The sequence below is a fragment of the Rhodococcus sp. MSC1_016 genome (genome assembly GCF_023667485.2).
GTDB classification, from domain to species: domain Bacteria; phylum Actinomycetota; class Actinomycetes; order Mycobacteriales; family Mycobacteriaceae; genus Rhodococcus_F; species Rhodococcus_F oxybenzonivorans.
The window spans coordinates 1,958,283-1,980,185 of record NZ_JAMOZI020000001.1 but is presented as its reverse complement, the minus strand read 5'-3'; the positions used below and the strand labels follow the sequence as shown (position 1 = coordinate 1,980,185).

Annotated in this window: 17 protein-coding genes; 4 read left to right on the top strand and 13 right to left on the bottom strand. The window is 64.3% G+C overall.

Annotated elements, in window-relative coordinates; genetic code table 11:
* Window positions 1-21: 21 nt before the first annotated feature.
* From L1080_RS09275 to L1080_RS09260, 4 genes are read right to left on the bottom strand one after another with little or no spacing between them, the layout of a single operon-like run.
* A complete protein-coding gene (locus L1080_RS09275) occupies window positions 22-1,143 on the bottom strand; it encodes a CaiB/BaiF CoA transferase family protein (protein WP_250763412.1) in 1,122 nt (373 codons plus the stop codon).
* A 25-nt stretch (window positions 1,144-1,168) separates the two neighbouring features.
* On the bottom strand, window positions 1,169-2,335 hold the full coding sequence (locus L1080_RS09270) for an acyl-CoA dehydrogenase family protein (protein ID WP_250763415.1): 1,167 nt from the start codon (window positions 2,333-2,335) through the stop codon (window positions 1,169-1,171).
* Window positions 2,336-2,345: 10 nt separating this feature from the next.
* Entirely contained in the window at window positions 2,346-4,295 is a 1,950-nt protein-coding gene (locus L1080_RS09265) for an AMP-binding protein (protein ID WP_250763417.1), read from the bottom strand.
* Between the two features lie 51 nt (window positions 4,296-4,346).
* The gene (locus L1080_RS09260) at window positions 4,347-4,811 is read right to left on the bottom strand and encodes a MaoC family dehydratase (RefSeq protein WP_109330439.1); all 465 of its coding nucleotides are present in this window, start codon (window positions 4,809-4,811) and stop codon (window positions 4,347-4,349) included.
* A 210-nt stretch (window positions 4,812-5,021) separates the two neighbouring features.
* Between L1080_RS09260 and L1080_RS09255 the strand changes: the two genes are divergently transcribed.
* The 3 genes from L1080_RS09255 to L1080_RS09245 all read left to right on the top strand — a co-directional run bounded on the left by L1080_RS09255 (window position 5,022) and on the right by L1080_RS09245 (window position 7,500).
* Window positions 5,022-6,356 carry an MFS transporter gene (locus tag L1080_RS09255; protein ID WP_250763420.1) on the top strand — a complete coding sequence of 445 codons (1,335 nt, stop codon included), beginning with the start codon at window positions 5,022-5,024 and terminating at the stop codon, window positions 6,354-6,356.
* A 122-nt stretch (window positions 6,357-6,478) separates the two neighbouring features.
* Complete coding sequence (locus L1080_RS09250) at window positions 6,479-6,826, top strand: WhiB family transcriptional regulator (RefSeq protein ID WP_459032222.1); 348 nt, start codon at window positions 6,479-6,481, stop codon at window positions 6,824-6,826.
* A 545-nt stretch (window positions 6,827-7,371) separates the two neighbouring features.
* A complete protein-coding gene (locus L1080_RS09245; protein ID WP_284707190.1) occupies window positions 7,372-7,500 on the top strand; it encodes a hypothetical protein in 129 nt (42 codons plus the stop codon).
* Window positions 7,501-7,529: 29 nt separating this feature from the next.
* On the opposite strand, the gene L1080_RS09240 is transcribed toward L1080_RS09245, so the two are convergent.
* From L1080_RS09240 to L1080_RS09210, 7 genes are all read right to left on the bottom strand, one after another.
* On the bottom strand, window positions 7,530-8,891 hold the full coding sequence (locus tag L1080_RS09240; protein WP_250763423.1) for an MFS transporter: 1,362 nt from the start codon (window positions 8,889-8,891) through the stop codon (window positions 7,530-7,532).
* Between the two features lie 219 nt (window positions 8,892-9,110).
* Window positions 9,111-10,160 (bottom strand): zinc-dependent alcohol dehydrogenase family protein, encoded by a 1,050-nt coding sequence (locus L1080_RS09235; protein WP_109330448.1) that lies wholly within the window; start codon window positions 10,158-10,160, stop codon window positions 9,111-9,113.
* A gap of 65 nt (window positions 10,161-10,225) precedes the next feature.
* Window positions 10,226-11,740, bottom strand: a complete 1,515-nt coding sequence (locus L1080_RS09230; protein ID WP_250763426.1) for a sugar ABC transporter ATP-binding protein — start codon at window positions 11,738-11,740, stop codon at window positions 10,226-10,228.
* Window positions 11,737-12,843: a hypothetical protein gene (locus L1080_RS09225; RefSeq protein ID WP_250763429.1), complete on the bottom strand. Its 1,107-nt coding sequence runs from the start codon at window positions 12,841-12,843 to the stop codon at window positions 11,737-11,739. The genes L1080_RS09230 and L1080_RS09225 overlap by 4 nt, the downstream gene beginning before the upstream one ends.
* Entirely contained in the window at window positions 12,840-15,026 is a 2,187-nt protein-coding gene (locus L1080_RS09220; RefSeq protein WP_250763432.1) for an ABC transporter permease, read from the bottom strand. The genes L1080_RS09225 and L1080_RS09220 overlap by 4 nt, the downstream gene beginning before the upstream one ends.
* A gap of 10 nt (window positions 15,027-15,036) precedes the next feature.
* Complete coding sequence (locus tag L1080_RS09215; protein ID WP_250763435.1) at window positions 15,037-16,116, bottom strand: sugar ABC transporter substrate-binding protein; 1,080 nt, start codon at window positions 16,114-16,116, stop codon at window positions 15,037-15,039.
* Between the two features lie 50 nt (window positions 16,117-16,166).
* Window positions 16,167-17,180: an ABC transporter permease gene (locus tag L1080_RS09210; RefSeq protein WP_250763437.1), complete on the bottom strand. Its 1,014-nt coding sequence runs from the start codon at window positions 17,178-17,180 to the stop codon at window positions 16,167-16,169.
* Window positions 17,181-17,535: 355 nt separating this feature from the next.
* Between L1080_RS09210 and L1080_RS09205 the strand changes: the two genes are divergently transcribed.
* Window positions 17,536-18,600 carry a LuxR C-terminal-related transcriptional regulator gene (locus tag L1080_RS09205; RefSeq protein WP_109330459.1) on the top strand — a complete coding sequence of 355 codons (1,065 nt, stop codon included), beginning with the start codon at window positions 17,536-17,538 and terminating at the stop codon, window positions 18,598-18,600.
* Between the two features lie 73 nt (window positions 18,601-18,673).
* Here L1080_RS09205 and L1080_RS09200 read toward each other — a convergent pair whose 3' ends face one another.
* Both L1080_RS09200 and L1080_RS09195 read right to left on the bottom strand, forming a co-directional pair.
* A complete protein-coding gene (locus L1080_RS09200; RefSeq protein ID WP_308202096.1) occupies window positions 18,674-20,230 on the bottom strand; it encodes an aldehyde dehydrogenase in 1,557 nt (518 codons plus the stop codon).
* A gap of 175 nt (window positions 20,231-20,405) precedes the next feature.
* Entirely contained in the window at window positions 20,406-21,896 is a 1,491-nt protein-coding gene (locus L1080_RS09195) for an aldehyde dehydrogenase family protein (protein ID WP_250763440.1), read from the bottom strand.
* Window positions 21,897-21,903: the final 7 nt, after the last annotated feature.

The window sequence follows — 21,903 nt, the reverse complement described above, 5'->3', positions numbered from 1 at the left end:
ATCGGTACGCCGGCGGTTCGATCAGGCGCCGACGCCCCACCGCGACGCGACTTCCTCGGTCGCGACCGTGCCCACCCGCGGGATCTCGGGTTCGCGAGCGGGTGTGCCGCTGAAACGCGGCGCAGGCATCGGATGCAGGACCCCGCCGACGGTCCGGTACACGCCGCGCTGGGTGTTGTGGGGATCCACCGCGGCTTCGTCGAACGTGAGCACCGGGGTGACACAGGCATCGGTACCGGCGAACACCTTCTCCCATTCGTCACGGGTGCGGCGCTCGATCGCGTCACCGATGAGCTTGCGCAGGTGCGGCCACGACGCGCGATCGTTCTGGTCGGGCCAGTCGGCGGTGTCGGGGCCGAGGCGCGAGACGAACTCCCGATAGAAGTCGGGTTCGAGTGCACCGACGGCGATGTATCCGCCGTCGGTGCATCGGTAGGTGTCGTAGAACGGTGCTCCGGAGTCGAGGAAGTTCGTCCCCGGATCATCCGAGTAGAGGCCCGCGGCGCGCAGGCCCTGCAACTTGGCGGTCAGGGCCGCGACACCGTCGACCATCGCCGCGTCGATCACCTGCCCCCGCCCCGTGCGCGCGGCGGAGACCAGGGCACACGCGATGCCGTACGCCCCCATGGCGCCGCCGGCCGCGTAATCACCGAGCAGGTTGATCGGCGGGCGCGGCGCACTGTCGGACCTCGCCATGGCGTGCAATACGCCGGACTGCGCCACGTAGTTGATGTCGTGGCCGGCGTCCCGTGACCGCGGCCCCGTCTGTCCGTATCCGGTCAGCCGCACGTAGACGAGGCGCTCGTTGCGTGTCATCACCTCGTCCGGTCCGAGCCCGAGCCGTTCGGTCACGCCGGGGCGGTATCCCTCGATGAAAATGTCTGCGGCCTCGGCTAGGCGCAGCACACGCTCGCGTCCGGCCGGATCCTTCAGGTCGACGGCCACCGCGTCGACGCCCCGGTTGACCACGTCGACGTCCTCGGTCAGACCGTCCGTCTGGCTGAGGGCGCGAGCCGACCGGTTCGGTGGCCGCACCACCCGCACCACGTCGGCTCCCATGTCGGCGAGCAGCATCGAGACGTACGGCACCGGGCCCATTCCCGCGAGCACCAGTGCCCGGACTCCAGCCAGCGGACCGGTCATCGTCACACTCCTTCGTCGGTGGGGCTCAGTACGACCGCGGCAGGCCGAGCACCTGCTGCGAGACGTAGTTGCGCACCATCTCCTGCGAGAACGGCGCGTTGCGCAGGAGTCGCACCTCCCTCCACAGCCGCTCGATGTGGTACTCCTTTGCGTACGCGTAGCCGCCCAGCGTCGAGAACACCCGGTCGCACGCTTCGAAGCCGGCCTCGGCACCGAGGTACTTCGCCGCCGCGGCCTCGTGCCCGCACTCCTGCTTGTCGTCGAAGAGTTTCGCGGCGTGCATCGCCATCCGCTCGGCCGCCTCGAGACGGATCCACGAATCCGCGAGCGGATGGGCGACGGCCTGGTTCTGGCCGATCGGGCGATCGAACACCACCCGGTTCTTCGCGTACTCGGTGCCGATCTCGAGGGCCGCGCGACCGAGGCCGATGCCCTCCATCGCGACGACGATGCGTTCGGGGTTGAGTCCGTCGATGATGTAGTAGAAGCCCTTGTCGACCTCGCCGACCACGTCCTCGTCGGCCACAAACAGGTTGTCAACGAACAGTTCGTTGGTGTCGATGGCCGCGCGGCCGAGCTTGTCGATCTCGCGGATCGTGACGTGCTTGCGGTCGAGTTCGGCGAAGAAGATCGTCATCCCGTGCAGCGGCTTGTCGTCGCGCCGCGGCGACGTGCGGGCCAGCAGCAGGATGCGGTGTGCGTTCTGGGCGTTGGTGATGAACACCTTCTGGCCGTTGATGACCCAGCCGCCGTCGACCTTGGTCGCCTTGGTCTTGATGCGCGAGGTGTCCACGCCTGCGGTCGGCTCGGTGATGCCGAACGCGGTGAGCATCTCACCCGAGGCCAGCTTGGGGAGATACTTCTTCTTCATCTCCTCCGAGCCGTACCGGACGATCGGCGCCGGCGGGAAGACGTAGAAGTGGATCGCCGAGCCACCGCTCATGCCGCCACCGGAGGACGCGATCTCGCCCATCATCACCGCGGCCTCCTGGAGGCCAAGACCGATCCCGCCGTACTCCTCCGGGATCATCGCGCCGAGCCAGCCCCCGTCCGCGAACGCCTTGACGAAGTCCCACGGGTATTCGTGCTTGTTGTCCTTGTCGAGCCAGTAGTTGTTGTCGAACTTCCGTGCCAGCTCGCGAGTCGCCTTGCGGACGATGTCGATATTGCTTTCGGTGTCGAAATCTGCCATCTCAATACTCCTAGTCTTCGCCCGCGTACACGGGAATGTCCTCGAGCGGCGTCGCCGGGTCGAGCGACGACATGTCGCCGATCGGGGCACCGATGAACCGCGACCGGATGGCGCGGCGCATGATCTTTCCGTTCTTCGTCTTCGGCAGCGTCGGCACCGCATACACTTCGGGCGCAAACGATTTGCCCGCATTCGCCAGCGCCGTCGCCTGCAGATCTTCGTTGTCGACGCCGTCGGCGCGCAGCACCGCGAACGCCACCGCACGCTGACCGCGCATCTCGTCCGGCACGCCGATCACCGCAACCTCCGTGATCCGGTTGTCCCGCAGCAGGGCCGCCTCGATCTCGGCGGGCCCCACGCGGCGCCCGGAGAGCTTGATCGTGTCGTCCGAGCGGCCGTGGATCCGCCACATGCCGGCATCATCGACGCTCGCGAGGTCGCCGTGCACCCAGACGCCGTCCCAGCGACTCCAATAGGTGTCCAGGTAGCGGTTCCGGTCCTGCCAGAAGGCATGCGTCATCCCGGGAAACGTGTTGAGCACCGCGAGTTCGCCGATCTGGCCGACGACGGGCTTGCCGTCGTCGTCGAGCACGGCCGCATCGACGCCGGGCAGTGGCCCGGTGAACGCCGCGGGTGCGGCGGGAAGGAACGGGTAGCCGACGAGGATACCGCCGCCGACCTCGGTGCCGCCGCTGTAATTGACGATCGCGCGCTCTCGCCCGCCCACCTCGTCGAACAGCCACCACCAGGTCGGCTCGTCCCAAGCCTCCCCGGTGGAGACGAACGTCTTCAGGGTCGGCATCGCCGGAGCGCTGCCGTCACCCGCCGCCTTGAGTGCGCGTGCCGCCGTCGGTGCGATGCCCTGCACGGTGACGCCGTTACGGTTCACGATCTCCCACATCCGATTCGGTGTGGGATGGGTCGGCAGGCCCTCGATCATCACGATGGTCGCGCCGAGCTGCAGCGGACCGGTCATGAGCATCGGGCCCACGAGCCAACCGAGGTCGGTGATCCAGGAGACCACGTCGTCGGCGTGCACGTCGAAGCCGTAAGCGAAGTCGACCGCGGTCTTGGCCGCGAAACCGCCGTGCGAGTGCACAATTCCCTTCGGCCTGCCCGTGGTGCCGGACGTGTAGACGATGGCCAGCGGGTCGTTCGACTCGGTCTCGGCGGTCGGCACCGGCTCCGGATCGGCTGCCAGTTCGTCGTAGTAGACGTCGCGGCCTTCCTGCATCGGAACGTCGGTTCCCAGGTGCCGGACCACCACGACGGAGCGCACCGTCGGCGCCTGGGCGAGTGCGGCGTCTGCGGTCGCCTTCATCTCGACGACCTTGTCGCGGCGCGTCGTGCCGTCGGCGGTCACCAGAAGGACGGCGTCCGAATCCTGCAGTCGCGTGGCCAGGGCGTCTGGCGCATATCCACTGAACGTGGGCACCGCGACCGCGCCTATCATCGCGATCGCGAGGAAAGCCACGGCGGCCTCGGGCACGACCGGCATGAACAACACCACCCGATCACCACGGCGCACTCCCAGGCCCGCGAGGTGCGCCGCGAACCGGCTGACCTCCGCTGCGAGTTCCGCGAAGGTCAGCGTGCGCCGCGCTCCCCCGTCGCCCTCGTAGACCACCGCCGTCTTGCCGGCGAGGTCACCGCGGGAGTGCCGGAGGGCCGCCAGTTCGGCCACGTTGATCCGGCCGCCCGGGAACCATCTCGGGAATTCCTTGCCCTCGGACTCGTCGAGAACCCGGTCGAACGGCACCGAGAACGCGACGTCGAGGTCGGCGAGCGCCTCGCGCCAGAACCACTCGGGATCGGCGACGGCGCGACGGCCCAGCTCGGCGACGGCAGCAGCATCGTCGCCGAGGCCCCAGCTCTTCATCGCCGCGAGCAACCTCGCACGCTCGCGCACCGTGGGGCCGGGAACCCAGGCCATCTCCTCGGGCCGGCTACTGATGCCCATTTCCGTCTTCTCCTCGTCTGGGATTGTCGGTCGTCCGGTCGGGGTGTGCGATCAGGCCTGCTCGTCGGCCGACTTCTTGAGCATCAGGCCGACGCGGGTGGCGTCGCACACGATCTCGTCGCGCTGGTTGATGCCGTAGTGGCGGAAGGTGACGATGCCGGAATCATTGCGGCTCTTCGATTCCCGGGCCGACACGATCTCGGTGCGCACGTGGATGGTGTCACCGTGGAACACCGGCTTCGGGAACTTGATCGAGTCGAAGCCGAGGTTGCCGAGGGTGGTCCCGTACGTGGTGTCGTGCATCGAGATACCGGCAACGAGACCGAGGAGGAACAGGCTGTTCACCAGACGCTGCCCGTGGATGGAGTTCTTGCTGTACTCCGCATCCAGGTGCAGTGGCGCCATGTTCAAGGTCATCGTGCTGAACATGACGTTGTCGGTTTCGGTCACGGTGCGGCGCACCTCGTGATCGATGACCATTCCCGGTGCGAATTCCTCGAAGTACAGACCCGGCATGTGACGTCCTTTCTCTCGAGCGACGGCGAGTACGACCCTCGGTCGCTGCAGTGCGTATCCTCACAATAGAATAAATATATTATGCATGCAACTGTCGATGTTTTGTGCCTGATGTATTGCACAACCGTGACACTGGATGAATAGTATATGATGTACAACACAGAATGTTGATGGCGTGATCTCGACAACAAGATTGAAGGACACCCTTACGTGAACAACACTGAAGAACACCTCGTGGCTGACCCCGTGCCCACGAAAGTCCCTCGGTCCGAACCGGCAACCGAACCGCGCAAGCTGACGGCGTGGGGCATCACCGGAATGCTCGTGGTGCTCTACCTGATGAACGCTTCCGACAAGGCGGTGTTCGGCCTCATCGCCCAACCGCTCAGTGAGGACCTCGGACTCAGCGCGTCACAAATCGGCTTCACCGGCAGTATGTTCTTCCTCGCGTTCAGCTTCGGCGGCTTCTTCGCGGGGCCGATCAACAAGGTCCTCGCCCTCCGGTGGTCCATCGCGATCATCGCCGTGCTGTGGGGCGTCGTCATGCTGCCGCTCGTCGTGTGGTCGACGTTCGCCGTGCTACTCGCGAGCCGGATGCTTCTCGGCCTCACGGAGGGCCCGACGTCCGCGTTGCTGCACACCGCCGCCTACTCATGGCATGCGCCCGCAAAGCGGGGACTACCGAGCGCACTCATCATCAGCGGAAGCATGCTCGCCAAAATGGCCGTCGTCCCGATCCTCGCACTCGTGGTGGCCGAGTACGGGTGGCGGGCAGCCATCATCGTGCTGGCGTTCGCGACGACGCTGTGGTGCATCCCGTGGCTGCTGACCTGGCGTCCCGGCCCGTACACCGTGGGTGGCAAGCACACATCCATGGAGACGACCACCGACAGCGAGCCTCCGGTCGCCTGGAAGCGCCTGCTCACCTCTAAGACCTTCGTGTCCGCCGTCCTTGTCGCAATGAGCGCCTACGCGCTCATGACCGTTGTGCTCACCTGGTTGCCTTCGTACTTCGAGCAGGGATTGGGATACTCCCGCCTCGAGTCGGGCACGTTGTTCGCCGCGCCGAGCTTCGTCGGGCTCGCGACGCTCGTCGGCGGATCCTGGCTGAGCGATCACGGGATCAGCCGTGGCCTGTCGATCCGCCTGGTCCGCGTGGTCGTGCCGTGTGTCGGCGTCATCGTCGCCGGCGTGCTGCTGGTGAGCCTGCCGGCCCTGGGGTCTCCACTCCTCGCGGTGTGCGCCGTGTCGGTCGCGTACGGGCTGGTTGTCGCGATATTCCCGCTACTCAATGCTGCCGTGATCGCGACGTGCCCGCCGCGCCAAACCGTCGGTGTCATCGGCGCCTTCTTCGCGATCCAGGCAATCGGAGGGATCATCGGGCCGTGGTCGATGGGGATCGTCGTCGACGCCTCGGCTACGAAGATCGACGGATACCAGGCGGCATTCCAGTGCTTGGGCATCGTGGGTGCCGTCGTGGCGATCCTCGCGCTGATTCTCGCCGACCCCGCGCGTGATCGCGAGCGCCTCCGCCTCTCCCGCTGAGCCGCACGCTTACGCAATGTGCCCAGCACTTCTGGCGACCGCCAGCAGTGCTGGGCACAAACGACTGCTTTCCAGACCGTGATCGCTCGGGCCGGTTGACCCATTTCGCCAGTCGATATATTATGTTTTCTGTGCTTGCACTGGCAAAGACATCTCACGTCCAACGATCGGAGCGTGTCCAGATGACTGCATCGAGCGCTGCCCCGGATGTCAGCCCTGAAGAATGGCAACTTCGCGCACGTTGCCGCGGCATGGACATCACCGTCTTCTACCTCGACGACGACACTGCGAAGCCCCAACCGCAGCACCTGCGCAGGGCGAAGGATGTTTGTCGACGGTGCCCAGTGATCGATGAATGCCGCCAGTACGCCATCCATTTCGGTGAACAACACGGAGTGTGGGGCGGATTGACTCCGCGCGAACTCGGGGCTGCCAGAAAGTGGAGTCGCTGGCAGCGGAAGCCTGGATAAGTCTGTAAGGAGTGCCGACACGGAGTAGTTCGATCGGTTCAGTCTGCGGGGTTGGCCGCAATCGGTTCAGGATCGTCGCGATGTCGTCGGCGTGCTCGAGGTCGTACACGGCTTCGATGACGGCCTCCGGGCTGCGTCGTTTACTGTTCCGTCGATGTTGTGGGGAGCGTAACGATCAGTTCGTCGTCGGTCATGTAGGCGACCGAGTCGGGGGAAGGACTGCCCTTGGCGTAGCCGCGTTCGCAGGAGGACGGGTGCCGCGGGTGTAGACCTCGAAGCGTCAGCGGGGCGCTCCGGGCTGAACCCACCACCGGCCAATGAACATTTGTCGTACCTACCTCCGCCACAACTAGCTCCAAAAATGCTGTCGTGGGTGGGCGATCATCGCCGTCCTGCCTTCGCCGGTACCGCTGCTGGAGGTAGCGGCCACCGGAGTGTCGATGGCCACCGGCAATACGGTATTCGGCCGGAATCCCCGCGTCGGTTCATCGAGCGCCGTCCTCTTTCGGCAGTGGAGCCGATGGGGTCGAGTCGAGGAGTTTGTGATGACGCGAGTGCTCGAGGATTCCATAAGTCGGGAGATGATCTCCGTCGATCCGCACATGGCAGCGTGGACCGCAGCGGCAGTGGACGTCTCGCCGCGGCCGGCCTCCAGGGCTTCGGCAGTGGAGTAATCTTGTACTCAGCTCGTTCCGCGGGCAACTCAGGCCGATGCAGAGGTGCGCGGCGCGGCGTCCGTCGCCTCAGTCGGCGGGGTGTCGATCGTCCGGTCCCGCTGCACCAGCGCGAGCACTCCCACCAATGCGGCACCAGCGATCGAGGGCACCATGAACGCTATTAGGCCGCCTCGCGGGGTCGCGAATATCGCCCCGAGCTGAGGGCCCAGGATCGCCCCGAGACGACCGATGCCCAGTGTGAATCCGATCGCGGAGCTGCGGCTAGATGCGGGGTAATGCGCGGCAATCACTCCATACATCAGTGTGCTGGTACCGATGGTGCCCACCCCGGCGAAGAACGCAGCAATGAAGATGCCGACCACACCCAACTCGGTACCGTAGGCCAGCGCGCCCAGCGCCGCCGCACCCAGTAGGAAATACGGCACGATGGTCTGCGTCGCGCCGCCGCGGTCGATCAGGATCGCGCCGATGATCGTGCCCACCGCCGCGCCGATCTGCAGCATCATCAGCGCCAGGATGCCCTGCATACCGCCGAAACCCATCTCTTTGGTCATGCTGGGCAGCCAGGTGTTGGGGCCATAGCTCAGCACCTGGGTGCAAAACATGATCAGCGTGAAGATCACCGTCGCCACCAGGTATTTGCGCGAGAGCAGGAGCCGATAGCCACCGCCTGCGTCCGTCTCCTCATCGGCGCGTTGCTCGGCCACGATCCGATCGAAATCCATTCCGAACCGGTGCGCGATTGCTGCCGCCTCGATGTCGCGACCGCGCGCGATCAGGAAGCTAGGCGACTCGGGTAGCCGCCGCCACATGAACGGGATCACCAGCAGGAACGTCGCCGCGAGTCCGTACATGACCCGCCAGCTCTCGTCCGGAGGGTTCGAGGCCTTGATCGCCTCGGCGCCGGGGATAATCGCCAGCGCGACCACCGTGGTGAGAATCCCGCCTACCGCGTAGCCGGTCAGCGTGATGCCGTTGAACAGCTGCCGCCGACCCGGCGGCGCGAACTCGTTCGCCAGCGCTACCGCCGACGGAACTACTGCGCCCAACCCGAGCCCTGCGAGTACGCGGGCGACTCCGAAGGTGGTGAAGTTCGGGGCGAGGGCGCACAGCGTGCACAACACCGAGAACCATGAGCCGCCAGCGATCAGCACGATGCGGCGGCCGTACCGGTCAGCCAATGGACCAGCGACAAGGAAGCCCACCATCAGGCCCGCGAGCGTCATGCTGTGAACATTGGCCAGCGCCGCCTTACTCAGGCCCCACTGTTGCATCAGCGACGGCAGGGTGGCGCCGAAGATAATTAGGTCGAACCCGTCGGCGAGGATCGTAATGAAGCAGATCGCGAGCACCATGAGGCTGCTCTGCTGTGACCGAGATTTGTTCATGGCTTCCTTCGAATGGATTGAGCCGGATGAGCCGCGTCAGTTCACGGCCATATGCGACAACCGACGCGCCGTATATGCTCGACCGAAGCGAGCGGCCCCAGAACGTGATCGGCCGCAGGCCTACCCAATGTCGTGGGGCCAACAGCGACGACGGCACGACATCTACCGCCTTCGGCATACATCAATATAGTTGGGGTGCGGCACAGTCGACACCGACGATCAGAATTCGATTACCGCCTTGCCGCCGGTTTGCAGGTCGAAGTTTCGGTACGCGTCCACCGCGTCGTCCAGCCGCCAGTGGTCGGTGAATACTTTGTCGACCTCGACTTCATGTCGCGCAATGAATTTCGCACAGTCGGCCTGGCCCACCGTGGAGAAGGTGTACGAGCCCATGATGGTCAGCTGCTTCCGAATCATGTCAGGGCTGACCTCCAGGGTAACCGTGCTACCTTCGCCGACGAACGCAACGCTGCCCCACTTCGCGGTGGACTTCACGGCCGCCGCGCGCGCGGCGGGCGCCCCCGAGCAGTCCAACGCCTTGACCACACCCTTGCCGCGTGTGAGTTCCTTGATCGCCACGACCGGGTCGGTCTCGGCCGAGTTGATGGTGTGCACCGCACCAAACTCCCGTGCCCGGGCCACCCGCTCGGCCGCAACGTCCACCGCGATCACCTCGGCGCCCATGGCGGTGGCGAGTTGCACAGCCGCCTGGCCGACCGGCCCCTGCCCGAATACCGCCAGCGAATCCTTCGCGTTCACGTTCAACCTCACCAGCGCCCCGAAGGCGGTACCGGTGCCGCACGAAATCGCCGCGCCAGCCGCGAAACTCAGCTCATCGGGCAGCCGGACCAGGGTGCGAGCGGGCACCTTGATGTAGTCCGCGTGCCCGCCGTGGGCGGTCGCGCCGTAGATCACGTTGCCGCGATCGCACAGTTGAGGCCAGCCGGTGCGGCAATTGTCACAGAACCCGCACCCGTCGTAGTGATGCACCATCATCCGGTCACCGATACGGATCACGCTCGGATCGATGGCGGCACCGACCTCGACGACCACCCCGCACGGTTCGTGTCCCCCGATGAATCCGGCGTCGTCACCAACCATGCCGAACGCGGCAAGCGCCTGCCCAGCGGGCGCCCGGTAGAAATGCAGGTCGCTGCCGCACATCCCGGACGCCTTCATCTCGAGCACCACCTCGTCGGGGCCGGGGTGGGGATCCGGGAAGTCCTGGATCTCGAGCACCCGCTCGCCCTTGAAGATCACTCCACGCATCTGGCACTCCTTTGATTTCTGTAATCGTTTGGTTTTTGTAACCGAATGTGATTGCCGGACTACCGCTAATGCGCGGCGGCGAACATCAGGCTCTCCTCGTCGGCCTCGTCCGGGGAGAATTCCGCCGCAATGCTGCCCCCGCGGGCGACTAGCACACGATCCGAGAGGGCCTGGATCTCTGGGATGTATGACGAGATCACAATCACGGCAACACCTTCGTCAGCGAGGGCGCGGATCATGGCGTGAATCTCGGGGATGGTACCCAGGTCCACACCGCGGGTGGGCTCGTCGATGATCGCCACCCGCGGCTTGCGCGTCAGCCCCTTGGCCAACACGACTTTCTGCTGGTTCCCGCCGGAGAGCTCCTCCACCACAGCCTTGCTCGGAGCCAGGGTCCGGACTTCGAACTGCTCAACAAACTTCTTCGCGATCGCCCGGCCCATCCTGGGACGGAACAGCAGCGGCAGACGTAGCGCGCTGCACAAATGCCCGAGGAAGATGTTTTCCGAGATGGTCAGGTGACCGAAGAAGCCCGATGCCTTCCGATCCTCGGTGATGTACACGATCCCAGCTTTCCGAGCATGTCGTGGGGTGCGGAAACGGACCCGCTCCCCACCCAGCCACACCGTGCCGCCACGCATGTGCCGACGCTTGACCACACCGCTGATGATCTGTGCGACCTCCGAACGCCCTGCCCCCACCAGCCCGTACAAGCCGAGGATCTCGCCGCCGTAGGCGGAGAACGACATGCTGCGAACTGCCGGCAGCAGGGTGAGATCCTCGACCTGGAGGGAAGGAAAGATGTCCGGCCTCCGGCTCGACGACTTTCGGCCCATCTCGACGGTGCGGCCGACCATCATCTTCACCACCCGGTCGTGACCGAACTCTGAGCGATTCAAGGTGCCCTGGACCACCCCGTCCCGCAGGACGGTAATCCGGTCCGCCTGCTCGAATGCCTCATCCAACATGTGGGTGATGAAAACGACTCCGATGCCGCGCCGACGAAGACTCTGCATCGACATGAACAACTGCAAGCGCTCCTCCGGGGTCACCGATGCGGTGGGCTCGTCCAGGATCACCACTTTGGCATTGCGGTGCACGGCCCGCGCGATCTCCACCATCTGTTTTTGCCCGATGCCCAGCGCACCGGCCTCGGCATCCGGCCGGATGTGGAAGTTGTGCGATTCGAGCAGTTCGCGGGCGACCACATTCAGAGTCCCGAAGTCGTTGAATGCCCGCTCGTCCCCGAGGAACAGATTTTGCGCCACTGTCATGGATTCGACGAGCGAACCCTCCTGGTAGACCATCGCCACCCCGGCCTCGGTGGAGTCCCGCGGCGCGGCGAAGCGCCGCTCTGCACCCTCGACTTCGAGAGTGCCCGCATCTTGGGTGATGGCTCCCGAGATGATCTTCACCATCGTGGACTTGCCGGCGCCGTTCTCTCCCAGCAGCGCGTGGATCTCACCAGGGCGCACGTCGAAGTCGACACCCTGAACTGCGAAGGTTCCGCCATAGCGCTTGCTGACACCGGTCAATCGGATGACTGGGGTGATGTCGAGGCCAGTGCTGTGCTCGGTCATGAGTGCACCTCCTGTGCAATCTCGTCGGTGTGCAGTCGCAGAACTGAGCCGTGACCGTTCAATGCGGTCACGATCCGGCCGTCAGCGACGGCCACGCCGGTGACTCCGTGCCGGGGACTGTCCACCCGGGCATGTGCGCTCTCCGCGATGCGCCCGGTGTCGTCGAGCCGGAACACCACGCCACAGGACCTGGCGGGCGCCCAGCTCTTGACCTGGCCGAGCACCCGCAGCTGCCCCATCTGCATCGCTTCGGTAAACAGATTCCCGCCGCGCAACTGCGGGACGAACCACTCCTCCCGATCGATCGTTTCGACCATCTCCGACAGCAGTGGCCGCTCATCGAGGAGCATCTCGGTGATCCGGTTCCGCGGGTACGGCGCCACCACCCAGTGGCCATCCGGCACGGCGACGATTCGTCCGGGGTACACCGGTAGGTTGGTCGCTACGGATTGGACTGGCTCGCTCGGATCGCTCAGCGACCGGATCTCCAGGCGGTGAGTCAGGCTCATTGCCACGATCACCTGACCATCGCCGCTGGGGGCGATCCCTGACGGCCAGGCCAACCCCTCAGCGACCACTGAGGCGGCACCGTCTCGTACCCGCACGATCCGTCCCGACGCGTCGCCGGCGAGCAAGGCGCGCGCCCAATCGCCGCGCACATCGGCGGTAGTGGATCCGACTGTGACCAGCAGGTCTCCTCCGGGTACGGCGGTCAGCGCGGTGACACCGCGCGCGACTGCTAGGTCGGCACACTGCGAGGTCACCGCTCCGCTCGCGTCGACCGCGACCAGACCGGTGCCTTCGACGGCCGCGACCACCGCGTTCCCGACTGTCGTGACGGCGGCGATGCGCGCGCCACACCGGGCGATCAAGCGGATACCGTCTCGCTCCAAACGCAGCAACTCACATCCGCTGGAAAGTACGACGGTGCCGTCCGCGGTGACCGTGATGTCGTCCGGAGTGTGCACACCGGCGGCAAGCAGCTCCTCGGCCTCGTCCAGGCGCAGGTTCGGGCGGAGGCCGGTCTCCATCCGGGGCACAGAGCGATGCCGCACCCTGTCCGGATTGATCCACTCTTTGATGGTGTCCAGGACCGAACTCATGAGCCCACCTCCGCGGCGGTCCGGGTGCCGAAGGTGCCGGGCACCAGATTGGTGTCGATAGTGCCGATCTCGTCGGGGTCGAGCGCGAGTCGGCCCAACCGATTGTTCGAGACGCCGGCGAAGTAGAGGTAGCCATCCCGCTCGGTCGCGGCTGTCACCATCGGATAGTTCTTCAGGCTCTTGTCCCACTTGACGGCAATGATCTCTCCTTTGTCGGAGAACTTGACGATGCAGGAGACGTTGAGCTGCGGCACCATCCAGTTGTCCAGCGAGACCTCACGCGTCATCCGCCGCCGCACCTCCGGATAGCGGTTGAGCAGATCCGACATCGGAGTCCGCAACGCGACCAGCGGCATCCAGTAGTTTCCGTCCGACGAGCGGTGGATGTTGTCCGGATAGCCCGGCAGATTCTCCAGCACCGGCTCGAGCACGCCCTCCTTCGGTCCGGAGATCCACAGCCGATCGACCCGGCACAACCCCGTGCTGGAGACGAGGATCGATTGGCCGTCGTGCGCGGTGCACACACCGTTCGGGAAGATAAAGTTCGTGGCGACGACCTCCGCCTTCCCGTTCGGAGCTATTTTGATCAGCCGGCCGTTCGGGCGGAACTCCACCAGTTCCAGTAGGAAGTCGGTGGAGTTGTTGCGTACAGAAAAGTCCGAGGCGTAGATCGATCCGTCAGGTGCCACGTCCAGGTCGTCGACAGCGCGCAGACCGGAGTCGTCAACCAACGACAGCGGGCTCCGTGCGACTCGGTTCGCCACCATCTGCGGCTCCCCGTCGGCGTCGATGCGATAGACGCCCATGCCGCCGACCGCCACCAGCATCCGCCCCTCCCGGTCCCATGCGTGCCCGCACGGGAATCCTCCAGTGCGCGAGAATATCTCGCCCTCGGTGTCGTCCGGTCCCCGGAAGCGCCATACCCAGCCGCGCTGGTCACCCGCGTAGATGTTGCCCTCGGGATCGACTGCACACGCCTCGGCGCCCCGGATCTTGCCAAGTCCCACAGGCGGTGCGTCGGTCAACACGCAGTTCGGGGTCCAGACAGTGCCTGGCGCCGTAACATCGGTCAGCGGACCGAGCAGCACGCGCGCGGGATCGATCTTCAGCTTCTCCACCGCACGTCGGCGGTACTTTCCCCATTGCAGGTCGAGGATGGTGAACGCGAGCAGCGCTGCGGCGAGAATCACCGTGTAGTAGTTGAAGTCGAGTCCTTCGGCGATGGTTGCCTGCCGGATGACGGCCACGACGATGACGCCGACGGTGGCACGCAGGACCGACCCGCGACCTCCCTTGAGGCTGACTCCGCCTAGTACAACGGCGGTAAGCACGATGAGTTCCCAACCGCGTCCGATCGCCGCATCGGTGCGACTCAGCCGGGCCGTGGTCAGAATGGCGGCGCTGCCCGCCATCGACCCGGAAAGCACGTAGGCCCAGAACGTCACCGCGCGCACGGGGATGCCGTTGCGGCGGGCGGACCGGCGGTCGGATCCGGTGGCGGTGACCCACCATCCCCAGCGCGAACGAGTAAGCATCACGTGCGCGACAACGAGCACGCACAGGAACGTGAACCACGCTGTCGGGATGCCAATGATCTTGCCGTAGGGGATGGCGTCCCACACCAGCGCCGGGCGTGCGATCCCAATCTGGGTGGTGTGCGCGTTCTGCAGGGCCACTGCTGCACCACCGAATGCAATGAGCGTTACCAGGGTGGTGATGAACGGCCGCATACGCAGGAAGGCGATGAGATACCCGTTGACCGAACCGAGCAACGCACCGAGAACCACGGTCGCAGGGATCACCCATCCCGGCGGCCAGTACCAGACCCGGTCGGAGATCAATGCGAACATCGAGCACAGACCGACTATGGACCCGATGGAAAGATCGATGCCGCCGGCGACCAGCACCACCGTCAGACCGATGGCGAGCAATCCCCATTCGGCGACGTCGTCGATGGCGAGCGGTGCGTTCGCGGTGCCCACATCCGTCGTGGCGATCACTACGAAACACAGCAACAGTGCCAGCACCAACGGCACCGCTCCCTCCATCCAGCGTTTCTCGAACAGATCAGAAACGGTGCGGTAGCGGGCGATCCGATCGGAGGCCCGGCCCCCGGTCATCCGGTAGGCGTCAATTCCCCGGCGAAGCGGATTGGGTCCGCGGCGGAGCGTGGTCGTCGTCATTCGTCGACTCCTAGTTGGACCGGTAGCAGGCGATGGTCGTCTCGTCGGCGGTCTTGCCGTCCACGACGTGGTACGAGACGTAGCCCACGTCGTGGCGGCTCCCCGCGGGCGCGCCGTTGATCAGGAGGTTCTGCACCGCTACCGCGCCTGCAGCCCCGATTCCCTGAACGTCGTACGCCGCTGTGGCGGTAACCGTGCCGCGTCTGAGTTCCTCGCAGGTCGCCGAGTTCGCATCCAGGGTGTAAACCCCGATCGCGGCGGGCTGAATCTGTCTACGGCTCTCGGCGGCCTTCACTGTCTGGCCGACTGACACTGCGTTCAGGTCGAAGGTGACCAGGAAGCCACACAGATCGTTGCCGTTCTGCTGCATCGCCGCCTCGGCCGCTGCCTGCGCCTTGGAATTGTCGAACTGTGAATGGCTGACCTGTACCTCGTAGCCCTCGTGCTCGGCCACATCCTTGATTCCGGCGTTCCACAGCAGGGACGCCGGGTCATTGCCCATGCCGTCGATGATCGACAGCCTCTTGGTGGTGCCGCGGGCATTACAATCCTCCACGGCCCGCTTGGTGATCGCCTGCGCTGCACCGTATACATCGACGCCGACGAACGCGTCGCTGAGCCGGGTGGACATCATGTTCAACACCACGGTGTAGATGCCCGCCTGCGCTGCACGTTCAATGACGTTGTCCAACAGTCCCTGCGCCGAACTCTGCAGCACCATCACATCGGCCTGTTTCCGCGCGATTATGTCGTTGAGGATCGCCAGCATGCGATCGGGGTCGAAATTCGGATCGTGGATGGTGACCTGGGCTCCGGATGCCTCGAGCGAGCGTGTGAGCGACGTGCCCCAGTTTTCCGTGAGCTGATACCCCTTGTAGAGCATCGGAACGAATGCCACCCGTTTGCCCTGCATGATGTCCTGCACTTTCTGCCGCGCCGGCAGCAACTCGACGTTGGCGCTGAAGCCCTGCCCGTCGCCGCGCTCACCGCCGGTTCCGGCGCCGGCACCGGTGTTCACTGTGCAGCCGGCGATCATGCCGGCTGCGAGCAGCACCGCACTGACAGCTGTCCACTTCCTGTGTGATGACATGTGGTTCTCCTACGTTGGGATGATGTTCGGGGAGCGACGCCGGCGCGGCGTCAGAGCTCACCAGACTTGTCGGTCTCGTCGTTGCGTGGATGCAGCCAGGCGTCGAATCCGATGGCCCCGAGCAGAACCGCTCCCCGGATGAGGTCCTGGACCGCGGTGGACAGTCCGTGCATGACCAGCAGGCTGTTCAATATGCCGACGAATAGCGCACCGGCCAGCACTCCGAGGACAGTTCCGCGACCACCCGACAACGAGACACCGCCAATCACCACCACCGTCAACGCGGTGAACAGGATCGGGTCGAACGAGCTGGATGTGGTCTGGATACTGCCCTGGATTGCGACGGCGACGAATCCGGCCAACGCAGCCAGCAGCGCAGACACTACGTAGGTGAGCACCTGCAGAGGACGAACCGGGGCACCCGACGACCGGGCAGTAGCGAAGTTGTCGCCCATCGCCCGGATGAGCCGGCCCGGTGTAGTAAAAGTGAGGAACAGCCATGCCGCGAGGAAGATGATCGCCGCGATCAGCACGGGCCGCGGAATGGACCAGAACGCGGTACCGCTCAGCCCGGCCAGCACAGAGTCCGGCGGAACTGTGTACACGTTCTGGTCAAGAATCAGTATTCCGATCCCCCCTATCGCCAGCATTCCGGTGGCCAGCGTGACGAATAGCGCCGGAACCTCGACAAAGGCGATGATTACACCGTTGACCAATCCGATGAACGCCGCGAGTAAAATCATCGCCCCGACGGCCTCCCACTGTCCCCACCCCTGGTTTATCAGCGCGAGGGTGGCCTGGGCGCAGCCGAGGCCGATTCCAGCAATCGACAGGTCGAGGCCCTTTCCGATCACCACGATCGCCTGCCCGACCGCCATGATGCCGAACGCAGCGGACAGATTGAGGATGGTGCTCAAGTTCCCCGTGGTGAGGAAGTTATTGGTGGTGGCACCGCCGACAAGTACCAGTGTCACGGTGATCGCCAGCACCAGGTATGCCTGGTCGAACGACCCGATCCTGGCCCGTAGCGAGACCCGGGGTCGCTCGGTAAGGGCTGCGGTCATGTCATCTCCTGGTCTGTGGGTGGGGCGTGGCTCAGCGACGGGGTTTCGTCAGGTCGAGCAGAACTGCGACGTCCAGGACACCCCCGTCGACGTCGTGCCGGAGCTTGGTAATCAGCTGTTCATCGGTCATGTACGTCTCCGGATCCGGCGATGGCGCACCCTTCGGGTATTGGCTGGGAGGGAGCCGTGGCGGCCGGAGGGCCAGGTGGTAGCAACCAGTGTGAAGCCAGACACATCTGGCGACATCTGCCGTGGGTTCGATCTTCAGTACGACCTATGGACGATGTTCCAGATCGCGTATAGTATATTATCTGTGATGTGAAGCACTCCCTGAGACGACGTGGAGGCTGTGGTCATGCGACCGAGTGATATCCGCCCCGCGCACGACGGCGTACTGTCCACCGACCTGCACGCAGAGGTCCGGTCAGTGGGCACGCATGCCGAAGCGGTCCTCGACCGCCCCTTCATCGAACACGGGGTGATGTCCACAGGATCGGCGAAACGAATTCTCGATCGCGTGTGGACGGTCGCGCTCGGCGAGCTCACCCAGCTTCCGCCCACGACTGCTCCTGACAGAATCAGATGCTTGACTTCACTGCTCGGTACCGTCCGCGATCTCGAAAGCCGCATCAACGAGTCGCGTGTGGCGTCGAGCGTCGAAGTGATGCGGTCGATCCACCGCTCCCTCGTACGATTACAGTCCGCCAAGACAGTCGACGAATTACTCACAAGCGCCGCTGAGGAAGTAATCACCATCGGTTTCGATCGCGCCCTGATCTCCACTGTCGAACGCGGACGCTGGAATCTGCACACGATGGTAATCGAGAAGGACCCTCGCCTCGCCGAGGAAATGGTGGCCGCCGGACGAGAACATCCGCCGACCTTGGACGGCACTTTAGTGGAGTCGGACGTCGTTGACCGAGGCGAACCCGGTCTCGTCTACGACGTACAGGACAACCCCAGGGTGGATCGCACACTCGTGGCGATATCCGGGTGCACATCCTACGGCGTCGCGCCGATCAACGTGGGCGGGCGGGTCATGGGTTTGGTCCATGCCGACGCCCACTATGCACGTCGTCCAGTCGACAACACCGATCAATCAATCCTCACCTTATTCGGCGAGGGTCTCGGCTACGCGCTGGCTCGGGCTACCGTGCTGGAACGAGTGTCGGCGCTGACCACCACACTGTCCGACCTCACCGGAGGCGCAGTCTCTCCGAGTGTGCAGAGTTCCTCCTACGGCCTGTCCGGCCGCGAAGTCGAAGTACTCGAGCGAATGGCTGCCGGTGACAACAATCGCATGATCGCCCGCCGCCTGACGATCTCCGAGGGCACCGTCAAGACCCACATCACGCACATCCTGCGGAAGCTGGATGCCGGCAACCGCGCCGAAGCGGTGGCGTATTGGCTGCGCCGCTGACGCGTGCGCACTGTGCCAAAGCTTCCCAACGGCGGTGGGGGCGACCTTGATCGATCGCTCCCCCGCCGCATCATCACTTGGCGCGGAACAAAGTCTTGTACTCGAGATAGGCGTCGAGCGCCTGCGGGCCGAGCTCGCGCCCCATCCCGCTATTCTTCACCCCACCGAACGGGGTTTCGATCGGCAGTGTCGAGGTATTGATTCCTACGCTTCCGCTCACGATCCGGCGCGCCACCTCGGTGGCCTTCTCACGATCTGAGGAGAACACCCCACCGCCCAGGCCATACTCGGAATCGTTGGCGATCGCCACAGCTTCGTCGACCGTCTCGTACGACATCACTACCAGTACCGGGCCGAAAATCTCCTCACGCGCGATGCGCATGTCGTTGGTGACGTCGGTGAAGATGGTCGGCTCCACGTAATAGCCCCGCTCGAGACCTTCGGGCCGTCCACCACCCAGAACCACAGTGGCGCCCTCCGCGCGGCCGAGAGCTATGTACGACTCGACCCGCTCACGCTGGAGAGCGTTGACCAACGGCCCGAACAAGTTCACCGGATCGCTCGGATCGCCTTGTGGGATCGAGCGCAGCGTCTCCTCGAGCATTTCGACGATCTCATCGTGACGGGACGAAGGCACCAGCACTCTGGTCAGTGCGCGGCAGGTCTGGCCGGTGTTCGGCGAGCACGCCGACAATACGAGCGGCCGGAATTCATCGAGGTCGACATCATCGAGAAGAATTCCGGCGGACTTGCCGCCCAGTTCCAAAGTCACGCGCTTGAGTTGAGCTGCGCATTCTGCGGCGATTGCCCGACCCGCGCGGGTAGAACCAGTGAATGCGATCTTTCGAACGCCTTGATCGGCAACCAAGGCCGCGCCCGTTTCTCGTCCTCCGGTGACGATATTGACCACGCCGTCGGGTACGTCCGCCTCGGTGAGGATCTCGGCGAACAAAAACGCATCGAGCGATGTCTCCTGCGCCGGCTTGATCACCACCGTGCAGCCCGCTGCCAAGGCCGGACCCAGCTTCCAGGCGGTCAATGGCTGCGGACCATTCCACGGGATGATCGCGCCGACTACGCCGACCGGCTCTCGCCGTACGATCGCATCACCACTGGCGGTTTCCACCAGTTCCTCTGGTTCGAATACGTCGGCGAGATCGGCGAAGTAGCGGTAAACCACGGGCACCTGGGACTGCATGGCCCGGGCGATCGAGATCGGCGTTCCGTTCTGCCTGGGGACCAGTGCCGAAATCTCATCCATCCGCGCTTCGAAGGCATCCGCGATCGCCCGCAACACGGTCGCGCGTTCGGCCGCGCTCTTTGCCGCCCAAGCGGGTGCGGCCGCTTCGGCTGCTCCGACGGCTGCTGCGATGTCACGGGCGTCACCGTCGGCGATCGTCCCGATGACCTGCTCCGTGGCCGGGTCAATCACTTCGATGCGACCAGCGGAGTGTGATTCGACTAGCTTCCCACCGATAAAATGCTGATGGTGCTCGATCATCATGTGAATGGTTACCTCATTCCGGTGAACAGAACCTGGGGTCGTAGCTGGGAAATCATCATCGGGCTGTTGACAGTGAAGCTCATTGCTGCGTTGCGTGCATCTGCCGCTGTTCGTATTGCGCATCATCCGAAAGGGGGACGGGTGACGACGCCGGGCCCTGCGATTCGGCATTCAGGTTCCACTCCTCCGGCGGAGTATGCGCCGGCGGTTCAATGAAATCGGACCCGCCGACGGCGGGTGCGTCGGCGGGTCTGACTCCTCGGCAGAATCCGAAGCTTGATCGGACTACACCTCTACCCCATCAACCGAGGTTGATGTAGACCGCCTTCGGGTAGAGGTAACTTTCGACATGCTCTTTGGCGCCCTTCCAGCCGTAACCGCTCATTTTTGTGCCGCCGAATCCGATGGCCGGATCGAGTACGCCGTAGCAGTTGACCCAGACCGTGCCCGCATTGATTCCGCGTGAGACCTTGTGTGCCGTAGCCAAGTTTTGCGTCCACACCCCACCCGCCAGTCCGAAGGGTGTGTCGTTGGCGATGCGCAGCGCGTCTTCGGGTTCATCGAATGGGATCACGGATGCGACGGGACCGAAAATTTCTTCTTGCGCGATCGTCATCTGGTTGGACGCGCCCGCGAAGACGGTTGGCTCCACGAAGAAGCCGTTCGCAAGTGCTCCACCGAGTCGGCTACCGCCGCTGGCCAACTGAGCGCCTTCACCTCCGCCGATGTCGATGTAGTTCATGACGCGGTCGAGTTGCCGTTGCGAAATGAGTGGGCCGAGTTGAGTGTTCGGGTCGAGTCCATCTCCGACCTTGATCGTTTTCGTGAATTCTGTCATTCGCTCTACGAATTCGTCGTGTATCGAGCGCTGAACGAGTATGCGTGTGCCGGCGACGCATACCTGACCGCTGTTGGTGTACACACCCATGGACGCACCAGGAACGGCCTTGTCCAGATCAGCATCGGCGAAGATGATGTCCGGTGATTTTCCCCCCAGTTCCAACTGGAGACGTTTGAGGTTGCCCGCAGAGGCTCGGACGATCGATTGGGCTGTGCCGATGGACCCCGTGAACGCGATTCGGTCGATGTCCTTATGTTCCGCCAATGCCTGTCCCGCGTCTCGACCGTATCCGGTCACGACGTTGATCACGCCGTCGGGTAGACCGGCTTCCGACATCAACTCCGCCACGCGTAGCACCGACAGTGATGCGTCTTCGGCGGGCTTGAGGACCGCGGTACAACCGGTGGCAAGCGCCGGACCGAAGATCCACCACAGACCGATCAACGGCCCGTTCCAGGGGATGATGCCACCGACCACACCTACAGGGGCAAGGCTTCGAAGGGTGAGGAAGTCACCTGGCAGCGAGTTCTCCGGAGTCGCTACGGTTCCGGCGCCACACTGAGAAGCGAAGAAGTGCAGAACTTGCGAGGTCCACTCTGCGAGACCCTTCGTTCGCGACAGCGGCGCACCCATGTCGAGGGTTTCGATCAGAGCAAGCTCGTCGAAGTTCTCCAGAACGAGATCGTGAATCTTCAACATCAACTTGCGGCGCTGGTGCGGAGTCCACCGACTCCACTCACCTTCGAACGCCGACCGGGCCGCCGTTACTGCGAGATCGACGTCGGTGCTGTCACTTGCTGCGATCTCGCACATCTTCCCGCCGGTAGCGGGGTTGACGACATCTATTGTTCTTCCGGATGCAGCGTCGACCCAACTTCCGCCGATCAGATTCTTTTTCCTACCCGCGATGAAATCGGGACGGTGAGGTGAAATCGCTTCTTGTGTAGTCATAATGACT

Excerpts from the sequence above, each read along its gene's own strand:
- L1080_RS09270 (WP_250763415.1), bottom strand. The coding sequence starts at position 2,335 with ATGGCAGATTTCGACACCGAAAGCAATATCGACATCGTCCGCAAGGCG.
- L1080_RS09220 (WP_250763432.1), bottom strand. The coding sequence starts at position 15,026 with ATGACGACGACCACGCTCCGCCGCGGACCCAATCCGCTTCGCCGGGGA.
- L1080_RS09240 (WP_250763423.1), bottom strand. The coding sequence starts at position 8,891 with ATGAACAAATCTCGGTCACAGCAGAGCAGCCTCATGGTGCTCGCGATC.
- L1080_RS09260 (WP_109330439.1), bottom strand. The coding sequence starts at position 4,811 with ATGCCGGGTCTGTACTTCGAGGAATTCGCACCGGGAATGGTCATCGAT.
- L1080_RS09195 (WP_250763440.1), bottom strand. The coding sequence starts at position 21,896 with ATGACTACACAAGAAGCGATTTCACCTCACCGTCCCGATTTCATCGCG.
- L1080_RS09245 (WP_284707190.1), top strand. The coding sequence starts at position 7,372 with ATGACGCGAGTGCTCGAGGATTCCATAAGTCGGGAGATGATCTCCGTC.
- L1080_RS09230 (WP_250763426.1), bottom strand. The coding sequence starts at position 11,740 with ATGACCGAGCACAGCACTGGCCTCGACATCACCCCAGTCATCCGATTG.
- L1080_RS09215 (WP_250763435.1), bottom strand. The coding sequence starts at position 16,116 with ATGTCATCACACAGGAAGTGGACAGCTGTCAGTGCGGTGCTGCTCGCA.
- L1080_RS09275 (WP_250763412.1), bottom strand. The coding sequence starts at position 1,143 with ATGACCGGTCCGCTGGCTGGAGTCCGGGCACTGGTGCTCGCGGGAATG.
- L1080_RS09235 (WP_109330448.1), bottom strand. The coding sequence starts at position 10,160 with ATGCGTGGAGTGATCTTCAAGGGCGAGCGGGTGCTCGAGATCCAGGAC.
- L1080_RS09250 (WP_459032222.1), top strand. The coding sequence starts at position 6,479 with ATGTTTTCTGTGCTTGCACTGGCAAAGACATCTCACGTCCAACGATCG.
- L1080_RS09225 (WP_250763429.1), bottom strand. The coding sequence starts at position 12,843 with ATGAGTTCGGTCCTGGACACCATCAAAGAGTGGATCAATCCGGACAGG.
- L1080_RS09265 (WP_250763417.1), bottom strand. The coding sequence starts at position 4,295 with ATGGGCATCAGTAGCCGGCCCGAGGAGATGGCCTGGGTTCCCGGCCCC.
- L1080_RS09210 (WP_250763437.1), bottom strand. The coding sequence starts at position 17,180 with ATGACCGCAGCCCTTACCGAGCGACCCCGGGTCTCGCTACGGGCCAGG.
- L1080_RS09200 (WP_308202096.1), bottom strand. The coding sequence starts at position 20,230 with ATGATGCGCAATACGAACAGCGGCAGATGCACGCAACGCAGCAATGAG.
- L1080_RS09205 (WP_109330459.1), top strand. The coding sequence starts at position 17,536 with ATGCGACCGAGTGATATCCGCCCCGCGCACGACGGCGTACTGTCCACC.